This window comes from Amycolatopsis sp. NPDC114484 (assembly GCF_055633755.1).
On the sequence record NZ_JBVKDQ010000001.1, the window covers coordinates 116,057 to 140,710 of the forward strand.

20 protein-coding genes, 1 tRNA gene and 1 pseudogene are annotated in these 24,654 nt (G+C 68.6%); 11 read left to right on the plus strand and 11 right to left on the minus strand.

Annotation, left to right across the window (positions count from 1 at the left end; genetic code table 11):
* The first annotated feature begins 70 nt into the window (after nt 1-70).
* A complete protein-coding gene (locus ACZ7SW_RS00575) occupies nt 71-361 on the plus strand; it encodes a hypothetical protein (RefSeq protein WP_470228316.1) in 291 nt (96 codons plus the stop codon).
* Nucleotides 361-930, plus strand: a complete 570-nt coding sequence (locus ACZ7SW_RS00580) for a hypothetical protein (RefSeq protein ID WP_470228317.1) — start codon at nt 361-363, stop codon at nt 928-930. Before ACZ7SW_RS00575 ends, ACZ7SW_RS00580 begins: the two co-directional genes overlap by 1 nt.
* Here ACZ7SW_RS00580 and ACZ7SW_RS00585 read toward each other — a convergent pair.
* The 4 genes from ACZ7SW_RS00585 to ACZ7SW_RS00600 all read right to left on the minus strand — a co-directional run bounded on the left by ACZ7SW_RS00585 (nt 927) and on the right by ACZ7SW_RS00600 (nt 3,100).
* Nucleotides 927-1,724 carry an SAM-dependent methyltransferase gene (locus ACZ7SW_RS00585; protein WP_470228318.1) on the minus strand — a complete coding sequence of 266 codons (798 nt, stop codon included), beginning with the start codon at nt 1,722-1,724 and terminating at the stop codon, nt 927-929. The two genes, ACZ7SW_RS00580 and ACZ7SW_RS00585, sit on opposite strands and share 4 nt — an antisense overlap.
* Before the next feature lie 299 nt (nt 1,725-2,023).
* A tRNA-Ser gene (locus ACZ7SW_RS00590) sits at nt 2,024-2,110 on the minus strand.
* 43 nt (nt 2,111-2,153) lie between these two features.
* Entirely contained in the window at nt 2,154-2,594 is a 441-nt protein-coding gene (locus ACZ7SW_RS00595; protein WP_470228319.1) for a nucleoside deaminase, read from the minus strand.
* Between the two features lie 23 nt (nt 2,595-2,617).
* The gene (locus tag ACZ7SW_RS00600; protein ID WP_470228320.1) at nt 2,618-3,100 is read right to left on the minus strand and encodes a tRNA adenosine deaminase-associated protein; all 483 of its coding nucleotides are present in this window, start codon (nt 3,098-3,100) and stop codon (nt 2,618-2,620) included.
* Nucleotides 3,101-3,176: 76 nt separating this feature from the next.
* On the opposite strand from ACZ7SW_RS00600, the gene ACZ7SW_RS00605 reads away from it, so the two are divergent.
* Nucleotides 3,177-4,406 (plus strand): M20 metallopeptidase family protein, encoded by a 1,230-nt coding sequence (locus ACZ7SW_RS00605; RefSeq protein WP_470228321.1) that lies wholly within the window; start codon nt 3,177-3,179, stop codon nt 4,404-4,406.
* Between the two features lie 32 nt (nt 4,407-4,438).
* Here the strand turns inward: ACZ7SW_RS00605 and ACZ7SW_RS00610 are convergent, their stop codons facing one another.
* A complete protein-coding gene (locus ACZ7SW_RS00610; RefSeq protein ID WP_470228322.1) occupies nt 4,439-4,642 on the minus strand; it encodes a hypothetical protein in 204 nt (67 codons plus the stop codon).
* Between the two features lie 144 nt (nt 4,643-4,786).
* Here ACZ7SW_RS00610 and ACZ7SW_RS00615 point away from each other — a divergent pair, with 144 nt between their 5' ends.
* Together ACZ7SW_RS00615 and lysA are read left to right on the plus strand one after the other, a co-directional pair.
* The gene (locus tag ACZ7SW_RS00615) at nt 4,787-5,689 is read left to right on the plus strand and encodes a dihydrodipicolinate synthase family protein (RefSeq protein WP_470228323.1); all 903 of its coding nucleotides are present in this window, start codon (nt 4,787-4,789) and stop codon (nt 5,687-5,689) included.
* 304 nt (nt 5,690-5,993) lie between these two features.
* A complete protein-coding gene (lysA, locus tag ACZ7SW_RS00620; RefSeq protein ID WP_470228324.1) occupies nt 5,994-7,328 on the plus strand; it encodes a diaminopimelate decarboxylase in 1,335 nt (444 codons plus the stop codon).
* Here lysA and ACZ7SW_RS00625 read toward each other — a convergent pair.
* On the minus strand, nt 7,325-8,848 hold the full coding sequence (locus tag ACZ7SW_RS00625; RefSeq protein WP_470228325.1) for an APC family permease: 1,524 nt from the start codon (nt 8,846-8,848) through the stop codon (nt 7,325-7,327). The genes lysA and ACZ7SW_RS00625 overlap by 4 nt on opposite strands.
* A gap of 191 nt (nt 8,849-9,039) precedes the next feature.
* Between ACZ7SW_RS00625 and ACZ7SW_RS00630 the strand changes: the two genes are divergently transcribed.
* Complete coding sequence (locus tag ACZ7SW_RS00630) at nt 9,040-9,537, plus strand: Lrp/AsnC family transcriptional regulator (RefSeq protein ID WP_116202834.1); 498 nt, start codon at nt 9,040-9,042, stop codon at nt 9,535-9,537.
* A 1,570-nt stretch (nt 9,538-11,107) separates the two neighbouring features.
* Here the strand turns inward: ACZ7SW_RS00630 and ACZ7SW_RS00635 are convergent.
* Both ACZ7SW_RS00635 and ACZ7SW_RS00640 read right to left on the minus strand, forming a co-directional pair.
* Nucleotides 11,108-12,937: a LamG-like jellyroll fold domain-containing protein gene (locus ACZ7SW_RS00635; protein WP_470228326.1), complete on the minus strand. Its 1,830-nt coding sequence runs from the start codon at nt 12,935-12,937 to the stop codon at nt 11,108-11,110.
* Between the two features lie 113 nt (nt 12,938-13,050).
* Nucleotides 13,051-13,524, minus strand: a pseudogene (locus tag ACZ7SW_RS00640) (DUF6328 family protein); the annotation flags it as partial.
* A gap of 1,162 nt (nt 13,525-14,686) precedes the next feature.
* Here ACZ7SW_RS00640 and ACZ7SW_RS00645 point away from each other — a divergent pair.
* Nucleotides 14,687-15,274, plus strand: a complete 588-nt coding sequence (locus tag ACZ7SW_RS00645; RefSeq protein ID WP_470228327.1) for a superoxide dismutase — start codon at nt 14,687-14,689, stop codon at nt 15,272-15,274.
* A 14-nt stretch (nt 15,275-15,288) separates the two neighbouring features.
* Here the strand turns inward: ACZ7SW_RS00645 and ACZ7SW_RS00650 are convergent, their stop codons facing one another.
* Complete coding sequence (locus ACZ7SW_RS00650) at nt 15,289-15,690, minus strand: TIGR03667 family PPOX class F420-dependent oxidoreductase (RefSeq protein WP_470228328.1); 402 nt, start codon at nt 15,688-15,690, stop codon at nt 15,289-15,291.
* A 193-nt stretch (nt 15,691-15,883) separates the two neighbouring features.
* Nucleotides 15,884-18,163 (minus strand): DUF2339 domain-containing protein, encoded by a 2,280-nt coding sequence (locus ACZ7SW_RS00655; RefSeq protein WP_470228329.1) that lies wholly within the window; start codon nt 18,161-18,163, stop codon nt 15,884-15,886.
* Between the two features lie 95 nt (nt 18,164-18,258).
* On the opposite strand from ACZ7SW_RS00655, the gene dusB reads away from it, so the two are divergent.
* Nucleotides 18,259-19,431, plus strand: coding sequence for a tRNA dihydrouridine synthase DusB (dusB, locus tag ACZ7SW_RS00660; RefSeq protein WP_470228330.1), 1,173 nt, complete (start codon nt 18,259-18,261; stop codon nt 19,429-19,431).
* A 392-nt stretch (nt 19,432-19,823) separates the two neighbouring features.
* Here dusB and ACZ7SW_RS00665 read toward each other — a convergent pair whose 3' ends face one another.
* On the minus strand, nt 19,824-20,243 hold the full coding sequence (locus ACZ7SW_RS00665) for an Hsp20/alpha crystallin family protein (RefSeq protein ID WP_134727607.1): 420 nt from the start codon (nt 20,241-20,243) through the stop codon (nt 19,824-19,826).
* Nucleotides 20,244-20,407: 164 nt separating this feature from the next.
* Between ACZ7SW_RS00665 and ACZ7SW_RS00670 the strand changes: the two genes are divergently transcribed.
* From ACZ7SW_RS00670 to ACZ7SW_RS00680, 3 genes are all read left to right on the plus strand, one after another.
* Nucleotides 20,408-21,241 (plus strand): alpha/beta fold hydrolase, encoded by an 834-nt coding sequence (locus ACZ7SW_RS00670; protein WP_470228331.1) that lies wholly within the window; start codon nt 20,408-20,410, stop codon nt 21,239-21,241.
* 148 nt (nt 21,242-21,389) lie between these two features.
* Nucleotides 21,390-21,953, plus strand: a complete 564-nt coding sequence (gene idi / locus ACZ7SW_RS00675; RefSeq protein ID WP_470228332.1) for an isopentenyl-diphosphate Delta-isomerase — start codon at nt 21,390-21,392, stop codon at nt 21,951-21,953.
* Between the two features lie 115 nt (nt 21,954-22,068).
* Nucleotides 22,069-22,728, plus strand: coding sequence for a GGDEF domain-containing protein (locus tag ACZ7SW_RS00680; protein ID WP_470228333.1), 660 nt, complete (start codon nt 22,069-22,071; stop codon nt 22,726-22,728).
* Nucleotides 22,729-24,654 lie beyond the last annotated feature (1,926 nt).

Consider the following 24,654-nt stretch of genomic DNA (forward strand, 5'->3'; position numbering starts at 1 on the left):
CTCGATGGGGTTAGATCTCTCCAGAGGGTGGCGGGCCGCGGTTCGCGCTCTCCCGGAAGCGGAGGTCCCGATGGCAGGTTCGACGAGCGAGCGGCTCAACGCCGCCGCGGACGCGCTCGATCGAGCGGCTGCCGACGCGGACCGCGCGGCGGGCCGGTTCGCCGAAGCCCGTCTCGAGTCGACGCCGTGGGGGATTTCCGCGCCGGCCCGGGAAATCGCCGCCCGCTGGGAAGCCGCGCTCGCCGCGCGCGACATCGACGCGCGCATGCTCGGCGACGCCACGTCCGACCTCGCCGGCCAGCTGCGGATGGCCGCCCGCGGCCACCACCGCCCGACGATCGCGACGGCGCTGCTGAGTTGATGCCGTTCCTCCACCCGGCGCTGGAAAACGCGGCCGCCGGGCTTGCTTCCTTGGGCGCCGCGGCCGCCACGATCGGCGCACCGGATCCAGTCACCGCGCTCAGGCAGATCGACTGTTCCCCGCAGACGATCCGCGAATCGGCGCGCACGCTGTCCGGCGGCCGCGACGTTTTGGTGATGGCGCGGCTGGAGTTCGAACGCGGCGCGCACAGCGCGGAACGCAAATGGGGCGGCGAACCGGCCGCGCGATTCCGGGGCAGCGCCGACGAACTGGACGCGCACTACCGGCAGGCCGCCGAAGCCGCCGCGCGCACCGCGTCAGTCGGCTTGGATCTGGCGGATCTGCTTGACCGGCTGGCAGATCAGACAGCGGCGCGGGTCATGTTGATCGCGGAAGGGGTGTCCCCAGCGGCCGTCGCGCTGCTGGCCGGAGACCGATCCGCGGAACCGGCGGTCCGAGAGGCGTGCGGAACTATCGCGGACGCGGTCGCGCGCGGTGTCGCAACCATAGGAGAGGCAACGACTTTCCTCGACGCCTTCGGCACACCAGTGCTACAGGAAGAGAATTAGCGGGTCGCGGTCACGAATCCGCCACGCGTGAGGTCCAGCGGCTCACGTCCGTACCGGACGGCAAGTTCCGCGACAGTAACGGTTTCCGGCCGCCAGCCGTGTTCGGTGAGCCACTCCGGAGCGTCTCCGGCCAGACCGCCGCGCCAGAGCGACGTGACCCCGCCGCCGACGTTGCGAGCCCGTTCCAGCAACCCGTCCTGCTCGGCGGCAGGCCGGTGCTCGAAGGAAATCCGGCTGCCCGGCACGGACAACTCGGTGACGGTTGTGAGCAGCCGCTCCGCCTCGTCCCGGCTGAGGTAGATGAGCAGGCCCTCGGCGAGCCAGACCGTCGGCTGTTCCGGGTCGAATCCCTCGTTTTTCAAAGCAGCGGCCCAGTTATCGCGCAGATCCACCGGGACGGCCGTGCGCTCACACCTTGGCCGCGCGCCTTGTTCGGCCAGCACGGATTCCTTGAACGCGAGCACGTCCGGCAGGTCGACCTCGAACACGCGCGCGCCGTCCGGCCAGTCGAGCCGGAACGCGCGAGCGTCGAGACCGGCCGCGAGAAGCACCGTCTGCGTCCCGCCGGAGACGAAGTCGTCGAAGAACCGGGTGCGGATCGCGACCTGCTGCGCGAACACCATCCCGAGATCGCGGTTGCGCTCCAGGTCGTGCTCGAAGATCGCCCGTCCGGCATGGAAGAACGCGCCGGCATACGGATCCTCGAACAGCCGATCCGGCCGCCCGCTCTCCAACGCCCGAAGCCCAGCCACCCCGACCGCGGTCTTGCCCACCGGCGGAAGCTCCTCGCTCATGAGCCCAGCCTACGGACGAAGCTGCTTCGCCATCACCGCTTCGATCAGCTGCCGCACCCGCTTTTTCCAGAAATTGGTTCGCCACAACCAAGGCACCCCAACAACACAACGCGACCACCCCGACAACGAAGGCGACCACCCCGACAACACAAGGCGACCCCCCGACAACGAAGGCGACCACCCCTCGGGGGTCCGGGGGGCGAAGCCCCTCCGGGCGGGGCCTGGGGGTTGCACCCCCAGAAACACGGCGGGCGAGCCATGTCGACGCTTTCCGTCGACATGGCTCGCCCACTCGCACGCGGTGGCGGTGGGATTTGAACCCACGGACGGGATTAACCGTCACACGATTTCGAGTCGTGCTCCTTCGGCCGCTCGGACACGCCACCGCCGAGAACAATACCGGACTGCCTCAGCGGCTTGCGGCGGGGTCTACTCGGCTCCCGGGCGGCGGTCCGCGAAGTACGCCTCAAGCAGGGCCGCGCAGTCGCTTTCGAGCACTCCGCCGAGGACTTCCGGCCGGTGGTTGAGGCGGCGGTCGCGCACGACGTCCCACAGCGACGACACCGCGCCCGTCTTGGGCTCCCAGGCCCCGAACACCAACCGCGCCACCCGGGCGAGCACAAGCGCCCCGGCGCACATCGTGCACGGCTCCAGCGTGACCGCGAGCGTGCAGCCTTCCAGCCGCCAGCCGTCGCCGAACTCGCGAGCCGCCGCGCGCAGCGCGAGGATCTCCGCGTGCGCGGTGGGGTCAGCCAGCTCGACGCGCGCGTTGCGGGCCGCGGCCAGCGGGCGCCCGTCGGGGTCGAAGACGACCGCGCCGATGGGCACGTCAGCACCAGGGGCGCGGGCCGCGTCCAGCGCGGCCCGCACGGCCTCGATGTCGTCCGGCCGTCTCAGAGCTGGTCCAGCAGTTTCGAGAACTCGGCCTCGAACCCGCACCGCTGGGCGATCATCTGGAGCTGTTCGTCGGGGTAGAGGTCGACCTCGCCGACGATCACCTCCAGCTCGCCGCTGGGAAGGCCGAGGTCGGCCAGTATTTCGAGATCGCCCTCGGGCCAGACCGCGTCGTCGTCCTCGTCGGGCGGGTCGACGCGCAGCACGTCGAGGACGTCCGCCGCGATGTCGTAGTCGAGCGCCGCGGCGGCGTCCGACAGCAGCAGCGACGGTCCCCTCGGGCTCGGCCGGACGATCACGAAGAACTCGTCGTCGACGGCCAGCAGGCCGAACGCCGCTCCGGTCGACCGGAGCTTGCTCAGCTCGGTGATCGCCGCATCCAGCTCTGTGAGCGCCGAGGAATCGAGCGCACTGCACCGCCACCGACCGTCTTCACGGACCACAGCTATCGCGAAGCCCGTGACCGGCTCTTGCACCGCCATGCGCACACCGTATTCCGCCTCGCTGGCGAACGCACGCACGGTGCGCCCGAAGCGTGCGAGGTGCCACTATCGAGCCATGACCGGACCCACCGACCTCCCCACTCTGCCCGGCAATCGGCACGCCGGGCTGCTCGACGCCGCACGGCAGCTGCAGGACCGCACTGTCGAGCTTCGCCGCGCTGTGCACCGGCACCCCGAACAGGGCTTGCAGCTGCCGCGCACCCAGGCGGCGATCCGCGCCGCACTGGCCGACCTTCCGATCGAACTCACCGACGGCCGCTCCACGACGTCGCTCACCGGCGTGCTGCGCGGAGCCCGTCCCGGACCGGCCATCCTGCTGCGGGCCGACATGGACGCGTTGCCGCTGACCGAGGACACCGGCCTGGAGTTCTCGTCCGAGATCGACGGTTCGATGCACGCCTGCGGGCACGACACGCACGTCGCGATGCTCGCCTCCGCCGCGCGGCTGCTGTCGGAGCGCGTCGACGACCTGGCCGGCTCGGTGGTGTTCATGTTCCAGCCGGGCGAAGAGGGTCTTCACGGCGCGCGGCACATGATCCACGAGGGAGTGCTGGACGCGGCCGGCACGCGCGTCACGCGAGCCTTCGGCCTCCACACGATCGCCAACAGCCCGAGCGGCGTCCTGCAGGTGCGCGGCGGGCCGATGATGGCCTCAGCCGACACGTTCAGCGTCGAGGTCACCGGCCGCGGCGGCCACGGTTCGGCTCCACACGACGCCATCGACCCAGTCCCGGCGGCGGCCGCGATGGTCGGCGCGCTGCAGACGATGGTCACGCGCCGGATCAGCGTCTTCGACCCGGCGGTGGTCTCGGTGACCCGCATCGTGGCCGGAACGACGACGAACATCATCCCCGAGACAGCGGTGCTCGAGGGGACCATTCGCACGCTGTCGGAATCGACGCGTTCCTTCGTTCGCGAGGAACTGCCGAAGGTATGCGAGGCGGTCGGAGCGGCCCACGGATGTCGCGTGTCGGCCGGAGTGGACCCGGGCTACCCGACGACAGTCAACGACCCAGGCGTGGCGGCCGAGGTGTTGGCGCTGGGCGCGGAGCTGCTGGGGGCGGAGAACGTCGAGGAGCTGACCACGCCGATCATGGGCGCGGAGGACTTCTCGTATGTGCTGCAACGAGTTCCGGGCGCGTTCGCGTTCATCGGAGCCCGGGAGCCGGGAGCGGATCCGGCGACCACGGAGGACAACCACTCGAACCGGGTGAAGTTCCACGAACCGGCGATGGCCGTCGGAGTGGCCATGTACGCCGCGTTCGCCCTGGACGCTCTGCGCTGAGTTCCGGCCCGCCCTTGACCGGGCGGGCCGCCTCACTCGGTTTGCGCGAGGAAGACGAGTCCGCGGTCTGGGCGGTCGGGTGTTTGCCGGGCCTCTGCGACTCCGCAGCCCTGCGCGGGCAGGCTCGTCTCCACCTCGTCCTGACTGCGGAACCGGAGGGTCGAGTCCGAGGCGAGGACGCTGCCGTAGGTGTAAGTCATGCGGAACGGCACGAGCGGCAGCCGGAATTCCAGCACCCGTCGAACGTGTCATAGATCGGCGCGCGGCCGCCCTTCGCCGCCGAACTAGGACGCTCATCCCAAAGATCAGGACAAACGTCCTGGATAGCCTCGTGTTACCCTCCGTCTGACGAGACATCATATATCAGATCGGATCTGCTCGTGGCGTTCGAGAAACAGCGACAGCGGCTCGCCGGCGTGGCGGCGATCCCGGTGACCCCGTTCACCGCGGCCGGGGACGTGGACGCCGAGACGTACGAGCGGCTAGTCGAACGGCTCGTGCTGAGCGGCGTCGAGGTCGTCACGCCGAACGGCAACACCGGCGAGTTCTACGCGCTGGACGAGCAAGAAACGCGACAGTGTCTCGAAGTCACCACGAAGGCCGCGCGCGAGGCGAGCGTGCTCGCTGGCGTCGGCCATGACGTGCAGACAGCCGTGAAGGCCGCGAAACACGCGCGCGCTTCCGGAGCGGACATGGTGATGATCCATCAGCCCGTGCACCCGTACGTATCGCGCGCGGGCTGGATCGACTACCACCGCGCTATCGCGAACGAAGTGCCCGAGCTCGGGGTTGTCCTGTACGTGCGCAACCCCGCCATCGAGGGTTCAGACCTGGCACAGCTCGCCGACGCCGCGCCGAACGTGCTCGGCGTGAAGTACGCGGTGCCGGACCCGGTGCGCTTCCGCACCGTCGCGCGCGACGCGGGGTACGAGCGCTTCGTGTGGATCGCCGGTCTCGCCGAACTGTCCGCGCCTGGATACTTCGCGGTCGGCGCGACGGGCTTCACCTCCGGCTTGGTGAACGTCGCCCCGCAGATCTCGCTCGACCTGTTCCGCCGCCTGCGCAACCACGATTTCGCCGGTGCGATGGAGATCTGGGACCGGATCCGCCCGTTCGAGCAGATGCGCGCCGCGGAGGGCAACGCCAACAACGTCAGCGTGGTCAAGGACGCCCTCTCCCAGCTCGGCTTGTGCCGCCCCGACGTGCGGCCGCCGAGCAGGCTGCTGACGGCCGCCGAACGGGACCAGCTGTTCGAAATCCTGTCCTCGTGGGGGCTTTCGTAACGCGTCCGGTGGAGCGCGCTGTCGGGCGCAGGCGGTAACCGCGACCTCGGGACGCGGCGCGAGGTCGGAGTCGTGCGCGACCGGCAGATCGAGCGTCGGCAGCTCGCATACGTCGCACTGCCGGGCACCCGAAAACTCAGCAAAGCCCAGCTCAGCCAGGTTGTGGCGGAGGTTACTCGCGCGTTAAGAACGCGTCAGCACGACCGCCGGGACCGTCAGGGGCTCGTTTCCGGGACGTTCCGGGCCGGGGTCGGCGCAGTGTGCTGGCGATGTTCGCCGCGATCGACATCGACCGGAGGTAACCGTGACGCTCAGCGAGCTGCTCCCGAGTCTCGGCTGCGAAGCCGCCGACCATCTAGAACCGGGACTCTGGCCGCAAGGCACGAAGCTCGGCGAAGGCGGTGAGCTGCTCTTCGCCGGCGCGCCGGTCAGCCACCTGGCCGCACGCTTCGGTACGCCCGCTTACCTCCTCGACGAGGAACAGGTGCGCGAAACAGCCCGCGCGTACCGCCGTGCTCTGCCGGAGGCCGACGTCGCCTTCGCGAGCAAGGCGCTCTGTACGCGAGCAGTGTTGCGTTGGGTCGCTGAAGAAGGACTGTCGCTCGACACGTGCTCCGCCGGTGAGATCGCCGTCGCGCGCGCTGTCGGGTTTCCCGCGGAGCGCATCCTGTTGCACGGCAACGCGAAGACGCCTGAAGACCTGAAAGCCGCGCTGCAGTACGGCGTCGGGCGCATCGTCCTCGACTCTCTCGACGAAGTCGAACAGCTCGGTGCCCTCGCACACGGCGCGCAACGCGTCCTCATCCGGGTCACGCCCGGCGTCAGCGGCGATACGCACGCTGCGATCACAACAGGCACCGAAGGACAGAAGTTCGGCTTCTCACTACGCCCCGACGTACGCGACAACGTCGATCGCGCTGTCGCAGCAGTACTTTCGCAGCCAAGCCTGCAACTGACCGGACTGCACTGTCACATCGGCTCGCAAGTGTCCCGTGTAGACCGTTACGAAGAAGCCGCGCGAAAGATGGTCGAAGTACTCGTACGCATCCGCGACCAATACGGAATCACCTTGCGCGACTTGGATCTCGGCGGTGGACACGCGGTGCCGTACGCCGACCGTGAAGCGTCCTTCGACCTCGACGGGTACGCGCGCCGCCTCCGCGTCGCACTAGGATACGAATGCTCGTCACGCGATTTCCCCTTGCCACGCCTGACAATCGAGCCCGGCCGCGCGATCGTCGGACCGGCGGGGATCACCGTGTACCGCGTGTGCGCCGTGAAACGTGGCGCGCGCACCTTCGTCGCTGTCGACGGCGGCATGAGCGACAACCCGCGCCCCGCGCTGTACGGCGCGCGCTACACCGCGCGTCTCGTCGGCCGTCGCACAAAGGCCGCACGTACGCCGATGACAGTCGTCGGACGGCACTGCGAGTCCGGTGATGTATTGGCGGACGTCTGTCTGCCCGACGACATCCACGTCGGCGATCTGCTGGCCGTACCATGCACCGGCGCGTACCACCACTCGCTGGCGTCGAACTACAACCTCGTCGGCCGCCCACCGCTCGTCGGCGTCCGCGACGGTCACGCGACGCTCCTCGTACGCCGCGAAACCGAAGAAGACCTGCTTCGCCGCTGCTAGCTCTCGATGGTCTGACCGCCGCGGGCAACGACGCCGCGCGTCAGACGTCGCCCGGCGAAGAAGTCACGGCAGGCGCGTTGCACGGCAAACATCAACGGGAAGCCCAGAAGGATCGCTACGACACCGATCACCGCGACACCGCCGATACCGAACACAGTGGTCTCTCCGGCGTCAGGCTTCGCGTACGCGATCGCCGCGAGCACCAGTACCGCCAGGAAGAACACGCCGCCAACGAACGGCAGTAGCCCGCGAAGCAGGAAGTTGCGCACGCTCGACAACAGCGTCCGGCGAAACACCCATACGCAAGCAAGCGCCGTCACCGTGAACTCGATCGCGATCGTGAGCCCGACCGCGTCGACCGAATCAGCGAGCACGTTCCGGCTCCACAACGCCAGCAACACGTACAACGCGAGCGACACCAACCCGAACGCCCAGGTGGCCGACGGCGTCTGATACTTCGGATGCACCCGGCCGAACACCTTCGGCAGCGCTCCGTGGCTGGCCATCGACAACGTCGTGCGCGCGGCGGGCATGATCGTCGCCTGGCTCGTGGCGGCACCGCTGGTCAGCACCGACACGATCAGCAGCACTCCCATAACCTTGCCGAACCCGGACGTCCCGAACACCGCGCCGCCCAATCCGGCGAGCACGTCCTCGGCGTTCGCCTCGTTGGCCAGCCCGATCCCGTGCTCGCCCACGCCCGCGAAAGCCAACGCGGCGACGGTCACCAGCAAGTAGTTGATCACCAACAGCACGGTGGACAGGATCGCCGCCCGACCCGGCGCGTGCCGCGGATCAGCCGATTCCTCGTTCACCGAAAGCGAACTCTCCCAGCCCCAGTAAATGAAAACCGCTAGCAGCACCGCCGACACCACCGTCCCGATGCTGACCCCGCTCGGCCACAGCCAGTCCCACTGCGGCGTGGTTGCTTGCGGGCCCGCAGTGCCGCTGTAGACACGGGTAAGGGCGACGACGGAGAAGATCGCCAGGACGGCGAGTTCGATGCCGAGGAGGATCCACTGCGCCCGCGCGGACACCTCGATGCCGCGGTAGCACAGCCAGCACAGCGCGAGCAGCCACGCGCACCCGATCGCAGTCGTCACCGCGCGGTTGTTGGCCAGGTCGTCTAGACCAAACAGCAGCAGCGTGTACCGGCCGGTCAGCGCGGACTGACTGCTCATCACCAGCAGCTGCTCCACCAGGACGACCCAGCCCGTCATCCAGCCGACCCGGCTGCCGAACGCGCGGGTGGCCCAGGTGAAATTGGTGCCGCAATCCGGTTCGGCCGCGTTGAGTTCCCGGAAGGCGAAAGCGACGAACAGCACCGGGACGAACGACAGCAACACGAACGCGGCGGCCTTGAACCCCGTGCCCGCGAGCACGATGAACCCGAGTGCCGCGGCGATCGAATAAGCCGGGGCGGTCGACGACATCCCGATCACCGTGGAAGACACCATGCCGAGCGCGTTCGAACGGAGCCCCTTGGCCGGCACCACAGGCGCGGCGACGGCTTCAGTCATTGGAATATTCCTCCTCAGGATCGGCGGTTCGCGACCGTACCCGCTGTTTGCCCGAGCCCGAACGGGGACGTGCGGGAGCGCGCATGTCCGCCATCTGGAGAAGAAAACGGGAAAGGGTCTCCTGCTCTCCGGCTCCTGCCGATACGCTGCGCGTCTGACGAATCACATGCCGAAACACAGGGAGGGACGGCATGGGTGACGAAAACCGTACGAAAATCGAGGAACCGCGTGCTCCGAGAGCGCTAGACGGGACCGACCGGACGCTCATCACGCTGTTACAGGAAGACGGCAGGGCGTCGTTCACCGCACTGGCCAAGGCGGTGGGTCTTTCGGAAGGCGCGGTGCGGCAGCGAGTACAACGGCTGCTGCGAGAGGAAATGGTGCAGATAGTCGCCGTGACCTCGCCAGAACACGTCGACCTGACCCGAAGGGCCATGGTCGGCATCACGGTGGACGGAGACGCCCGCGAAGTGGCCCAGCAACTGGCCAAGGTCGCCGACGTACACCAGGTGGCACTCTGCTCGGGCCGCTTCGACCTGCTGGCAGAACTGCTGTGCCGCGACGACGACCACCTCCTGTCCGTACTCGGCGACGAGGTACGGCCAATCGCGGGAGTCGTCGCGACGGAGCTGTTCGTGTACCTGAAGCTCGCGAAACAGGACTATTCGTGGGGACGGCTCACTGCCTGATCCGCGGGTGGGGTTCGTGGCTGGGTTCACGTCTGGGTTCATGGGCTGACGTGCTCAGACCGGGTTCTCGGTGGGGTTCTCGGTCTGAGGTGCACGGCTGACCGCTGGGTCCTCGGCTTGGCGCGGACGGACCGGTTGCTTGGCCGGGTTTCTCGGCCGGGCAGATGCCTGGTTGAGTTCCTGAGCTGGGCTTTTGGTCTTGACCCTTGGGCTGGAGCAGTCGGCTTGGACTGGACTTTCGGTCTTGGTCCACGGACTGGAGCACTCGGCTGAGGCCATCGGACGATGCCCTCAGGCTGGTACTGCCGGTCCGGATCGGACCGGTGCCCCGGCCGCGTCGGCTCGCCTCCGCGGACCGGATCGGGACGGTCCGCGAGGCTGGCTCGGCTGGTTCTCGAACTGGACTGGACCACCGTGCTCAGCGGGCACGGTCCTCGGACCACCGCTCCAGGCTGGCGCTCCCAGCCTGGCGTGGCTGGCCCTCGGGCTGCGGCAGGGCACTGTCCTCGGACTGCCGATCCCAGCTGGCATCCACGGGCTGGATCGGCCGAGTCCGGGGCCGGGCAAGTCGAAGATCGGTTCAGGCGCGGTCCAGGCTTCGGGTACGGACTGGCCTCGGGTACGGCACTGGCTTCGGGTACGGCACTGGCTTCGGCGTTCCGGCCAGCACCAGCGCTGGTCCCGGGCACCGGCGCTGATCCCGGCGACGAGGTTCCGTTCCGGCGATCGGATCTGGCCCAAACGCCAGTTCCGGCACGGACCCCAGCCCTGCTGCTGGCCCAGCAACGACGCTGGCCAGCACGGGTTTCCCAACCCGACGACCGTTCCAGCAACGACGCTGGCGCGGCCCCGGCTCCAGCCCGACCCTGGCTCCAGCAACAACGCTGGCCCAGCAACCAAGCAGGCTGAGCCGCCAGTTCCAGCAACGACGCTGACCCGGCGACGAAGCGGGCTCAACTCCAGTTCCGGCAACGCCGCCGGTCCCAGCACCACCCGACGTCACCGTCGAAGACGGAGACGTCGGCCCGGCAACGGGTGACAGCCCGAGCCACCGGCAACCGTGCCGGCCAGGCAACGGGACTCCGGCCAAACACCGGTTCCGGCAACGGCACCGGCCCCGGAATCCCGGCCCAGCAACGACGCTGGCCCGCCTTCAGCCGCACAACGACGTTCCCTGCCCCAGTCCCCGGCACGGGAACGCTCGCCGAGCACATCTTCCGCACCGCGAGCCAGTCCCACTCATCGGGGCAACGCTGGCCTCGAAAAAATGGCCCCGAGACCAGCGCTCACCCCCCGACCGAATTCGCGACCAGCCACTCCGAAGCCCTAGCCGGAGAACCATTACGAACCCTTCCCCGATTAGACCGACTGGCCGAAGCCATCAGTTTTGCTAATACCTCCGAACGGCCGCCCTAGTCGAATTTGCCTACTGCGCAATCGGAATAGCACCTTGGATTCCGCATCGACCTTCCGCCAACAAGTCGCTTCCGCAATCCCCAGCCGCAGCGCCCGCCTTCCGCGAACCGCGGTCGCGAACCGCGGTTGCCGAGCAGCCAATCGGCACTGCCTATCAGCCCAGCAGAAATTCCCGCGGAGCCAGCGCCCGGTCGACCACCCGAGCCTCGCCGATCTCGCCGTAGAAGCTGCGCTCCACCTTGCCCCGGTACGACGACGCGCCGACTAGCCAGCCGCCGCTCGGATTGGCCAGGCCGATCGCCGGAGTCTTGGGGTTGCGCAGCAGCGGACAGCCGTCGACGTACAACGTGCTGCGCCATCCGTCGTTGACGACCGCGACGTGCCACCATTTCGCCAGCGGCAGCTCGTGCCCCCAGTTGGTCGAGATTCCGTTCTGGTTCAACGGGAACACCGCCCACTGCAGCTCCGCGCCGTCCGAGACGCTGAACGTCGCGGCCGATTCGTTCGGGTCGTCGCCGGACTTCCCGGCCGCGCCGCCGTTGCCGAGGCGCGCGAAGATGCCGCACCAGCCGTGGGTGCCGTCGCGGAAGTCTTCGGGCAGCCGGACGAACGCTTCGACGGTGTAACCGCGTTGGAAGGTCAGGCTGTTCATCGGTGCGCTGTCGACGGTCTGGAGATACGCGCCACGACCGGGATTGCGCGCACCGTCGAAGCGAAGGCTCGCCCGCGACGGTTGACGAGGCGCGAAATCCGCCGAGTAAGTCAACGCCGTCGGGCCGCTGCCCGGCACGGTCATACGGCGCAGATCGTTGCCGCGGCCGGTGAGGTCCTTGATCACCGCGTTGCCCGGCACCGGAGCGCCCGCGCGACCGCCTTCGAACCGCCAGTACGCGACGGTTCCCGGCACGAGCTGCGGCTTCACCGGGCGAGCCGGCGGCACCGGAACGGGCGCGAAACCGGCGAACCGCTTGTCGAAGTCGATGTCGATGCTGAAGTAGTCGACGTCGGTGCTGCGCTCGGCCTCGATCCGCTCGAGCTCGGTGAGGTCACGCCGGCCGTCGAGCCATGGCGAGAAGGTGCGGACGTCGATCACGCCGCGGGCGACGTCGAACTGGTACAGGCGGATCATGCCGCTGCCGCCGTAATAGCGGTCCTGGTAGTTCGTGAGGTGGAGGTGCACGTCGTGGCCGGCGGCGTTGCGTTTCACCAGACGGCTCGGGGGCCAGTAGTGGCCGTTGAGGGTCAGGAAGATCTGGTCGCTTTCGTTGACGAACTCGTCCCAGACCCGCTGGCCGAAGTCCGACAGGAACGCCTTGCCCTGTTCGTCGGAGTTGACCAGCTCGTGGATCGTGAGGATGGCCGGCATCCGCGGGTGCTGCGCGAGAACCTGCTTCGCCCAGGCGAACCCGCTCGCCGACGGACGCCAATCCATCGCGAGCACCAGCCATTCCCGACCGGCGGCCCGGAACACGTGGTAGGTGTTGTAGCCGTCCTTCGAAGAGCCGCGGAACGTCGGCGAGTTCCGTTGCCGCTGCGGCCCGAACGCGTCGAGGTACGGCGTGCGGCCGCGTTGGTCGTCGGTGGAGCCGTCGATGTCGTGGTTGCCCGCGAGCGTGCTGTACGGGAACCGGAACCGGTCGAGCGCCTGGAACGACCGGCTGATGCCAGCGAACTCCCGCGCCTGCCCGTTCTGGGTGAGGTCGCCGAGGTGCGCGAGGAAGACAACGTTGTCGTCGTGCGCGTGGCGCAGCACGTACGACAACGACGCGTCCACCGGCGTCGAGTCGCCCCGGTCCTCGTCGAACAGGTACTGGGTGTCCGGCATGACCGCGATCGTGAACCGCGGACTGTCACCGTCCGGCCGCCGAGCGACGCTGGGATCAGCCGCGGCGATCCCGTTCAGACCAGGAAGCGCGGACACCGCCGCGCCGGCACCGAGGATTCCGGCACCACGCAGGAAGTTCCGCCGTGAAGAGTCAGTCACGAGCAGGAAGCTACGGGCCAGCCCCAACCGCCACGGCAACAATTGCCGACGGCTCGATGAACAGCTCCGTTTCTGTCCCGCGCAGGACAAACGCCAGCGCGCACCGACGCCGCTCAGTGACCGTCGCGTCGCCTTTGGTCGCCGACAAGCATGCCCGGCACCGCGAACCACAGCAGCCCGAACAGCAACACCGCCATCCCTCCGACGAGCCCCATCGCAACCGGTCCGAAGGAGACCTTCGCGATCAGCGCCACGGTTACCGTGATCGCCGCGGCAAGGCACCCGAAGCCAACGAGCACGACCCGATTGCCGGCCCGCAGGATCTCCTCCCGCCGCCCAGTCCGGAACAGCATGCGGTGCCAAGCCGCGGGCGCGATCAGCAACGCCGTCGCCGCGACGGTGAGCAGCACCGCGAGCAGGTGCAGCGTCTTCTCGAACCCGCTGGCGTCGTGGAACCGGCCCGTGAAGACCACCGACAGCAAGAATCCGAAGAGGATCTGCACGCCCGCCTGCGCGACCCGCAGCTCCTGCAACAGCTCGCCGACGTTCCGCTGCAGCATCTGGTTTCGCGTCTCGCCAGTGTGCTCGACGTCGTCGCCGACCTCAGCCGACCCAGTGCTCTGCGCCGTTTCGCCGACCTCGGCCGACCCAGTGCCCTGCGCCGTCCCGCCGACCTCAGCCGACCCAGTGCCCTGCGCCGTCCCGCCGACCTCAGCCGACCCAGTGCTCTGCGCCGTTTCGCCGACCTCAGCGAACCCGCGGCTTTCCGACGATCCGGCGACCTGCGCCGATCCACTGGCTCCTGTCGGCCCGCCGACCTCCGCCGACCCTGTGAGCTGCGACGATCCGCGGCTTTGCGCCGCCCCAGCGACCTGCGGCGACCCGCTGGTGTCCGCCGGACCGATCGACTGCACCGGCCCGATGACGGGTGACGACCCGCTGGATTGCGTCGGTCCGCCTCCAGCCGCCAGCCCACCGTCGGTCGGTCCAGCACCGCCGACCTGACTACCGTCAGCCGGTCCGGCACCACTGGCCCGTCCACCGTCAGCCGGTCCAGCACCACTGGCCCGTCCACCGTCGACCGGTCCAGCACCACTGGCCTGCCCACCACTGGCCTGCCCACCAGCGGCCGGTACGACGCCGCTGGCCTGCCCGCCGGTACCCGCAGGTCCGCCACTTTCCGGCGACCCACCGTCCGCGACCGGCCCGCTGGAACCCGCCGGTCCGTGGGCGTCCGCGCGACGGCCGTCAAACCCCATGGTGCCGTTCGGGTCGTCAGGCATGTCAGGCTCCACCGGTGCTCGCCGAAGCACCGCCGGGCAAGTCCGACGCTGCCACGCTGCCAAGTACCCACCGCGTCAACGACCGAAAACTCGCCCAGGCCAGTCGAGCGACCTCCGCCTCCGTCGAAGCCGCCACCCGAGCCGGATCCGGCCCATCGGCCTGCTCCGGTACGCACCAAGGCTCCATCGCGGCTCCACGACCAGCCCTGGCGGCAGTTGTGGTCTCACGACCCGCATCCGGACAAGGACCCGCACCCAGCCCTGACCCAGCCTGACCTGCCTACCGGCACGGCACGACATGGCCGCAATGGCCCACATCGGAATCTGGCCAATCCCAAGGCCGTCACCATCCAGCGACCCAGCGCACCCCACACCCGCCTGGAAAGCCATCCCGAGATCCGGGCGACCTCCACACGTTCGAGTGGAGAACATGGCACGGCACGCGCCGACTGGTTAGAGAAGTTTCATGCGTTTCCTCCCTAAGTTCCTTTCCGCGGCCCTCGCCGCCGGTCTCTCCGTCACGAGCCTCTCGGCCACTACCGCCGCAGCAGCTCCGGCTACGACCTCACCACTGCACTTCACTGCCGCCCACGGCACATTCGCGGCATACGCACCAGGCGGCCAAGCCGTCACCTACCGCCCGGATCTCGTGCCCGTCGGGGCCAGGGCACACGTCTCGGCCCTGTCCGCCAGTCGCGTCGGCACCACCACCGTGCTGGTGATCAGCGGCCTCCTGCCGCAGCACGAATACGGTGCGCACGCGCACGTGAACTCCTGCGGCACCACCGGTGACGCCGCGGGCGGACACTTCCAGCACGTGCCGGACCCGGTGAAGCCTTCGGTGGATCCGGCCTACGCCAACCCGCGCAACGAGATCTGGCTGGACTTCACCACCGACCGCTCAGGCATCGGTCACGCAACCTCCATTGTGGACTGGACATTCGACGGACGACGGGCGAAGTCCGTGGTGATCCACGAAACCCACACCCACACCAACCCCGGGCACGCCGGAACCGCGGGTGGACGGCTGGCCTGCCTGGACGTCGGCTTCTGAACCCGGAGCGCCCCTTAGAATCCCCAGGACTTCGCGGGCACGATCCGGATCCGAACCGAGTAGTCGGCGTCGAAGGCAGCCGGATCGGCGAAACCGATACCGGCGTAATGCCGCTGGTACTTCGCCAGGTAACCAGGTGCTTCAGAGGCTTTGGCCTCGTCGATGTGCGCACGCCCGTTGACGACGATGATGCTTCCGCCGTGTTCGTCGCTGTTCAGGTGGAAGCTCACCTCCGGATTGGCGGCGAGATGCCGGAGTTTGGCCGTACCGGGCCGGCTGAAGACCACGATCTCTTCGCCGTCGAGTACAAACCAGACCGGCCTTGGCGCGGGGCGACCGCTCGGAGTCACGGTGGTGAGCCATGCGACGGATTCGCCTGCGCGTTCGATGAGTTTCGGGTCGTGGGTGTAGGTCATGGTCGGATACCTCCTCGGTAGGTTTCCCAGGTAACCACGAGCCACCGACAGTTCCGCGCCGCCAGCCCGAACCGAGGACGTCTCAAGCCATCTCCGACCGTCGCGTCTCCAACAAGTTTTTGTTGCTAAAAAAGGGAAAACCCCCGATCCGAGGTCATTCTTGATTCCCCGGATCGGGGGACTTCTCGCAAGTTCAGCGTGACGCGACGACTCGCGCGTACCGCGCCCCCGCCACGAGCAGGATCACACCAGCGCCAAGGAACGCACCCACGCGCGCCAACCCGTCCAGCGCGGAAAGGTCGAACAACACGAGCTTCGCCACCGCAGCGGCCACCAGTACCAGCCCGGTGATCCGCAACGCGACCACCTCGATCCCGCGCAGGAGAAGGACGAACGCCACAACCGTCCACGAAACCGTGACGAGCGTGTGGCCGACCAGGAATCCGCCGCGGCCGGGGGCCACGAGCATGGCCGCGGCGAGCACCAGCCCAGCAGCGCCGTAGAGCGCGCACAATCCCGCGGGCACCCAAGGCGCAAGGCTGGCCGATTTCACCACATTGAGCCGAATTGCCGCCCATGGCAACACAATCGCGGCAGCGAGGAGAAGCGCAGCCGACACCAGTGCAGCGAGAAGAACATCCCGCGGATGCCAGTGCGGGAGAACCAGCATTCCCAGCGTCAGCTCCGACACGAGCACGGACAGCCCGCCGACCACCGCAAAGGCAAGCGAACCGCCTAGCGCGAACCGGTTCCGAGTGAACTTCGCCGCGAACGCGAGCACAACCGCTTCGCCAAGCAAGACCGCTCCGCCATCGAACTGCGTGACAGTCGCTTGCATCGCGGCTACGAGACCAGCGATTCCCGCGACAGTACCGGAATTCCCCCGCACGATGGGCCAGGTCGCGATGAGCACGACCGCCGTTCCGCCCGCCAGAAGCACGGATTCCGGCCGGTGCAGAAGAAGCGCGGCCACCAGGACCGGCAGCGGCGCAACGGCGAGCACGGACAACGAGTAGGGCTCATTGTCATTACGCCGCAACGTGATCAGCGCCGTCGCCGCGCTGATCACACCCGCGGCAATCACTGCCCACACCGGCAAGGTGCGCAGCCCGATACCGATCAACGCTGTTGTCAAGGGCGGAATGGCTGCAGTAAACGAAAGGGGCGACCATGACCGTCGAAGCTGGACAGGAACGGTCGCGATCTGGATCATGAGAAGGAACGTCACGAGTTCGTAGGTGAAGCCCCAGGTGATCAGGGGCGCACACACTCCGCATCCTCCCACCACGGCATTCGCCAGGAGAGAGGAATCCCATTTGACCGCAAGCAAAAGCCCGCCCACCGCGATCACCAAGCCGACCGCGAGCCCGGCGGGAACAGGCAGGAAATCGTACAAGGAGGTGGCAGCGACAGTGTCGAGGTAAAGCGTCGCGATCCCAGTGGCGACAAGGGCGAACGCGCCGGTGCGCGCAGTCGGCTTGCGGTGCAGCCAAGCACCCGCGCCGACAAGGATGCCGCCGAACACAGCGCCGACCGCCACCCGCGGCAATGGGGCGAGCCAGCCGCGCTGGATGGCCAGAATCAGCAGCAGGACGACCCCGAGCAACGTCACCGCACCGCCGATCCACGCCAACAGTCGCGAACCGGCACCTTCGCGACCGAGTCGTTCACGGAGCGTCGGAGATGGGGTGTACAGCGGCGGAGCATAGGGCGGCTGGCCGTACGGCGAGTTCTGGGCAGTTGCCTGCGGGTGTTGGGCTGCCTGTCCAGTGATGAACTGGTCGGCGGCGGGCTGTTCGTGGCCTGGCTGGGCGGCGAACTGTCCGGCTGCGACATCGTCGGCGGCCTGTCCGGTCCCGGGTTGCGGCATCTGCGGCTGGTTCGCACTGGCCGCGGGTTGGGCGGAATACGGTGCTGCGTATGGGTTGTACGGGTAGTAGCCCGGGTGGGGGTGGTACGCCGCACCGTGCGCGGTCGAGTAGGCCGGGTGCAGGTACTGACCCGCGCCCTGCGCAGCCGGGTAGCCCGGGGCGGGCGAATGGCCTGGAGCAGCCGGGTAGCCCTGCGCAGCAGGGTGGCCAGGTGCAGGAGGCTGGGCTGGCCCAGCGGAGCGGCCTGGCTCAGCGGCTTGGCCCGGTGCAGCGGCCTGACCCGGTGCGGCGGAAGCGCCTGTCACGTCGAGAGGGCCCTGCGCGGGTGAGTCAGAGCTGACCGGCTGAGCACCGCCGGGCGGGCTGGCCGCCTGGGACGCCTCCTCGGCCGACGCTGCTGGCTCGGCGTGGCCGCTCGGATGGTCCGGCGTCGGCTGGGAGGCCGCCGCTGCGCCCGGAACGGGTGCCTCGGCGGGCTGGTCGGTGGCCGGCTCGGGCTGGAGGTGCACCGCGCGGAGTTCGGCGCCTACGTGGGTCAGGCGGCGGCCGAGGTCGTCCAGTTCGCCGGCGAGGCGGTGGAGCGTTGCAGCTTCCGTGGTCATACCGGACATCGTCGGCGAAACGGCGCGATGATCGGATCCGTAGCACTACTCAAGGATGGAAACGAGATGGTCTCGGGACCGTCGGAGCTGCCCGGATGCGTGTGCCGCACGTCACGGGCGACAATGGAAGCGTGACTGCCACGTTGAGCGCGCCCACGTTGAAGATCGGCCCCTACCAGGTCGATCCTCCCGTCGTGCTCGCTCCGATGGCGGGGATCACCAACGTCGCGTTCCGGCAGCTCTGCCAGGAGTACGGCGCGGGCATCTACGTGTGCGAGATGATCACCGCTCGCGCGGTCGTCGAGCGGCACCCCGGCACGATGCACATGATGACCTTCGGCGAGCACGAAAAGCCGAGGTCCATGCAGCTCTACGGCGTCGACCCGAAGACGATGGCCGAAGCGGTCCGGATCATCGTCGGCGAAGGCCTTGCCGACCACGTGGACAGTAACTTCGGTTGCCCTGTCGCGAAGGTAACGCGGAAGGGCGGCGGCGCGGCGCTGCCGTTCAAGCGGCGGCTGTTCGCGGACATCGTGCGCGAGTCGGCGAAGGCGGCGGCGGAGGGCGGCGTGCCGTTCACCGTGAAGTTCCGCGTCGGCATCGACGACGATCACCAGACGTTCCTCGACGCCGGACGCATCGCCGAAGCCGAGGGCGCGGCCGCTGTCAGTCTGCACGCGCGCACGGCCGCGCAGCGCTACTCGGGTCAGGCCGATTGGTCGAAGATCGCCGCGCTCAAGGAGGCCGTCACCAGCATCCCGGTGCTGGGCAATGGCGACATCTTCAGCGCGGACGACGCTCTGCGCATGGTCGCCGAGACCGGCTGCGACGGCGTCGTCGTCGGGCGCGGCTGCCTCGGTCGGCCGTGGCTGTTCGGCGAGTTGGAAGCCGCCTTCCAAGGCCGTGACATCCCAGCCGGGCCGAACCTCGGTGAGGTCGCGCGTGTCCTGCGCCGTCACACTGAACTGCTCATCGAGCATGACGGTCACGACAAGGCGATGCGCGACATCCGCAAGCACATGGCCTGGTACCTGATGGGCTTCCCGGTCGGCTCCGAGCTGCGGCGCGGCTTCGCGATGCTCTCGTCGATGGACCAGCTCGACGACCTGATCGCCCAACTCGACCACGACGCCCCCTTCCCGGAAGCCGCCACCGGCCCGCGCGGACGCCAGGGCTCGCCGGGCAAGGTCACGCTCCCGCACGGCTGGCTGGACGACCCGGACGACGACTGCGTCCCCGAGGCCGAGGACATGCACTCCGGCGGCTGACCAGCAGCTCGGCACCCGCTCAACCCGGCGATCGCCTTGCGCTGCTTGACGATCGTGCTGCCCGCGAGCCTGGTGCTGCTGATCGGGCCGTTCCAAATCGCCGCAAAACTGGCGCGACCGACGGCCGAAGCCACCGTGTGCTCGGGCGGATCTACGTGGTGAGCATGATCTTCGCCGCGGTCGCTGCAGCCGTGGCGGGCGACGTTCTCGGTCGACGGCATCTCGGCGCAAATCGCCGACACCTTCATCCGGCAGGACCAGACCGCATCTGGACGCTTGTCGGCAGCCAGTCGAACGGGCTGACACCACAGCTGACCTGCATAGATATCAATTGTCCCCAGGTTATCCACAACCCACTGTGGACAACCTGGGGACAACTTGGGCTCACGGCCTCAGGCGTCGATCTCCTGCGGCGCGCCGCCGACGGTGATCTTGCGCGGCTGGGCCTTCTCGGCGACCGGAATGCGCAGCGTCAGCACGCCGTCGACGTAGTCCGCGGCGATACGCGTGGTGTCGAGCGTGTCGCCGAGGAACAGCTGGCGCGAGAACTTGCCGCGCGGCCGCTCGGACACCTGGACCTGCGCGTCCTCGACCGCGACCGGGGTGCGCTCGGCGCGGACGGTGAGCACGTTGCGCTCGACGCTCACGTCAATGGAATCGCGGGCGATCCCCGGGAGATCGAACTGGATGACGTACTCGTCGCCGGCGCGGTAGGCGTCCATCGGGACGGACCGCGGCGCGGTGCCCTGACCACCGAAGAACTGCTGGGTCAGGCGGTCGAACTGGGCGAACGGGTCGGTGCGGATCAGCATGTCGAATCCCCTTTCGGACAACTGCGGCCAGCTGCTGGGGCGCTGACCAAGCTTTGCAAAGTTGCCAACGATCGACTCAACTTATTTGTTCCCGTGTAGCTCAGACCACAGTGACAGCGAGAGACCGGCCGAAACTGTCGGTGCCTGTCCGTAGAGTGCGTCTCGTGATCGACCAGCTGACCATCCCGACCGACGCGGGATCCTTCGACGCAATCGCTGCCGGCCCCGAAGACGGCCGTCCGGTACTGCTGCTGCACGGCTTTCCCCAGGCCGCCGTGGAGTGGGAGCACCAGGTGGCGACGCTCGGCGTGCTCGGGTACCGCGCGATCGCACCGGATCAACGCGGTTATTCGCCGGACGTGCGGCCCGAGCGCCCGGCCGAATACGGCATCGCGACGTTGGTGGCCGACGTCGTGGCCATGGCCGACTCGCTCGGCTGGAGCAAGTTCGATCTGGTCGGCCACGATTGGGGCGGCGCGGTCGCGTGGTGGACGGCCGACGAGCACCCCGACCGGCTGCGCAGCCTCACCGTGGTGTCCACGCCGCACCCCGGAGCACTCGGCGAAGCGATGCGGACGGACGAGGACCAGCACCTGCGGTCGGCCTATATGACGGAGTGGCGGCAGACGCCCGCGACCGAACGGCGCATGCTGGCCGACAACGCCGCGGCGCTGCGCGAAATCTTCGACCGGCGCATCCCGCCGAGCAAGATCGACGAGTACGTCCAGCGGCTGTCCGAACCAGGCGCGCTCACCGCCGCGCTGAACTGGTACCGAGCCGGACGTCCGGGCGGGAAGATCGGCAAGATTTCGGTGCCGGCGATGTACGTGTGGTCCACAGAGGACGTCGCCTTCGGTTCCACCGCCGCGCTCGGCACGGCGAATTGGTGCACCGGGCCGTACCGGTTCGAGATGCTGGAGGAGGTGTCGCACTGGGTAGCGGAGGAAGCGCCGGAGGCCTTGACGTCGTTGATCGTCGAGCATCTCGGCAGCCGGTGAGACCCGGCCTCGCCCGCGCCGTCGTTCGGCTGGGTGTCCGACGGGTTGGAGATTCGAGCGTTGCGTGAAGACCCGACACTCGAATCGGGCGAAACGGCTACCCGGCTCGCGGTATCGGCCGGTAGGTGCGTGGTGTTCAGTATCCGGAGTGGACACCAGCACTGAAGCCGAAACCGAACGCGTCGTCTTCGTGACCGAGGACGGCGCGCCCACCGGGGAGACCGGGCCGAAGCTCGCCAGCCATCACGCCGAGACGCGGCTGCACCTCGCGTTCTCCTGCTACGTCCTGCGCCGTTCGGACAACGCCCTGCTGATCACCCAACGCGCGCCGCACAAAAAGGTGTGGCCGGGAGTGTGGACCAACAGCGTGTGCGGTCATCCCGCGCCCGCCGAAGCGTTGGAGACCGCCGTGCGCCGGCGGGCTTCGTACGAACTCGGGCTGCCCGCGCTCGAGGACCTCGAGTGCGTGTTGCCCACGTACCGCTACCGCACGCCGCCCTTCCAGGGGATCGTGGAGAACGAGTTCTGTCCGGTGTACGCCGCGTGGACGGACGTCGATCCGCGGCCGAATCCCGAAGAAGTGGGCGACTGGCGATGGATTTCCTGGGCCGATTACACACAGTGGATCACAGATCCGGCGACTGACGCGAGTTACTGGGCCCGTGATCAATTCGCGCAGCTCAAGGACAAAAAGCCCTTCTCCGTGCTCTGAGCCGAAGAACTCCGCTGCGTGACATCAGCGGAAGTCCGTCGTCCACTTGAGCGTAATTCACCTTCGTACGTACCGATGACTCAAGCCGCCGCTCCTTTACGACGAAAACGATGGAGTGGCGGAGGTCAGAGTGTCGGCGGACGACGAACTCGGAACAGGGGAGACCACGCCAGACTTGCTCACGTTGCACGAGTCCATCGCGGACCTGTTCGCGACGCGCGGCGATTGGCGGCGGGCCTACCGGCACCTGCGCTCGGCCCTCGGCATCGCGCGAGCGGGCAGTCTGCGCGACCCGCTCACCTCGAGCTACAACCGTCGTTACCTCGACCAGCGGCTGCCCGAACTGCCGGCCGCGGTCGCCGTCGCCCTGGTCGACCTGGACCGGTTCAAGTCCGTGAACGATACGTACGGTCACCTTCTCGGCGACCGCGTCCTCTGCCGGGTCGCCGATCTCCTGCAGGAGGGGCTGCCCGCCGATGCGTTCTGCGCACGGTACGGCGGCGAGGAATTCGCTCTCGTCCTGCCGGGAATCGATCACCGGGGAGCCGTCCGGGTCGCCGACGCCGCGCGCCTGCGAGTGGCCCGTCATCCCTGGTCAGAACTCCAGCCGGGCCTTCGGGTTACGATCAGCGTCGGCCTCGCGCACGGCACCGGATCCGGGCCGCGGCAACTCCATCGAGCCGACAATCTCCTTTACGCCGCGAAGCGGGCAGGCCGCAACAAGGTCGCTTTCCATGACCGCGAGACCGCGCAGGTAATTACGCACTCTGAGTAACGCGGGTCTGCGATTACTCCATTCACCGAACCCGAACTTCACCTGTTCGTCCGCTTCAGTGCGCCTTAGGGCGACGCATGGTGAAGAAATTCGCGGGAGGGTGTCGTCACGAACGGCGGGTATCCGTACGATAACGAAAAGCTCCCCCGGTACGACGAGTCCTGGGAGACCCGGCGAGGCCGCCGGGTGTTCAAAGGTAAGCCGCCCCAGCCTGGCGCCTGACGTGCGAGAGGAGACCGAGTGCCCGACGAGCGCAACACCCCCGGCACCGGTCGCCATTCCGACAGCACAGCCCGCCCGCGTGGCGGACGCCGTCGTTCGATGGACACTCACGGCGGCATCAGCGTGTCCGACGTCGTCGCGCGGCACACCGGGGAACGACCCGCCTTCGCCGAGGATCCCGGCACGCAGCTCTCGGAGCCAGTGAGCCGGCTCGCGGAACCGGGTGCCCGCCGAGCGGAGCCGGGCCGTCGTCGAGCGGATGCCGAGCGACCCGAACCGGGGCGACGGCGGGCGGAGCCAGACGCTGGCTACTTGGGTACGAATGGTCTCGCTGGGTTGCCCGCCGAACCGGGCCGACGGCGGGCGAATGGGCACGCGAACGGAGTCGGAAGTCGGCACGCTGAGCCGGGAGATGCCTCGGAGCTGGGCGGCGATCGGGCCAATGGGCAGGTCAACGGGGTCGGCGGTCGGCACGGCGGGGCGGTTGAGGACGACGCCGCACCAGCGGGCGGACGCGGCGGCGAGCTGGCCGGAGGGGGCATCGGTGCGTCTGGCAGGCGGGCTAACGGGCGCGGCAGTCGGCACAGCGAGCCGGTGGAAGACGATCTCGCATCTGGTGGACCGGCGAACGGCCATGTCAATGGGGTTGGTGGCCGGCACGGGGAGCCAGCGGCGGACGCCGCACCAGCGGGTGGCCGGACGAACGGTCGCGTCAACGGAGTCGGCGGTCGGCATGGGGAGCCTGCGGCAGACGACATCCCGCCAGCTGGTGGACCGGCGAACGGGCGCATCAACGGGGTTGGCAGCCGTCACGGCGAGCCAGCCGGGAATGACGACTTAACCGGCAGCCGAGCGAACGGGCGCGGCAACCGACACGGTGGTGTGGCGGAAGACGACGCGGCCTCGAGCCCTGGCGGGGCGAACGGGTGGGTCAACGGCGTCGGTAGTCGGCACGGTCGAGAGGTTGCTGGCGGTTCCGGAGCCGACGGGTCAGCAGACGACGTCGCCGCGAACGGTCAGGTCAACAGCGGTGGCAGTCGGCGCGGTGGTTCTTCGGGCGATGACGATGGCCTTTCCGGAGGCCGTCGGGCGAATGGGGACCGTCGTGGTGGGGTTTCGGACGTCAACGGAGGGAATGCTCCGCGAGTCGGCGGGCGTGCGCTTCTCGGCGGCGCGGTGCCTGATGGCAATCGCCACGGTGCTGCCGGTGGACGTCCCGACGAGACGGGTTTGGCTGAGGGGCCTGGCGAGGTAGCTGGGCGAGCACGTCGTGGGGAGCCCGGGGTCCGTCCGATGGGGTCGGGCGACGCTGACGGTCGGTCCGCGGAACTGGGCGCTCGTTCGGGCGAAGCCGGTGGGCGGCAGGGAGAACCGCTGCGTCGGCGTGCGGCTGGGGCTGAGCCTGCGGACGACGGGAGCGCCGAACAGGATTTGGGGTCTCCGGAGCCGGGGATGCGGCCACGGCGTCGGCGGGCGGATGGGCTTCCGCCCCGGCCTCGGCAGGGGGGCGGGGTCCCGGTTCCGCCGGATCCGCCAGGGCCTCGGCGGCCGCACGGTGCGGAAAATACTTCTGGGCAGCGGATGCCCGGTCCGGACTCTGGCGGGCATCGACTGCCGGGTCCGGAATTGGACGGGCCGCGGATGGCTGGTCCTGGCGGAGCGCGGGCGGCGGGCTCGGGGGTCAGTGGGCAGTCTGGCTCGGCC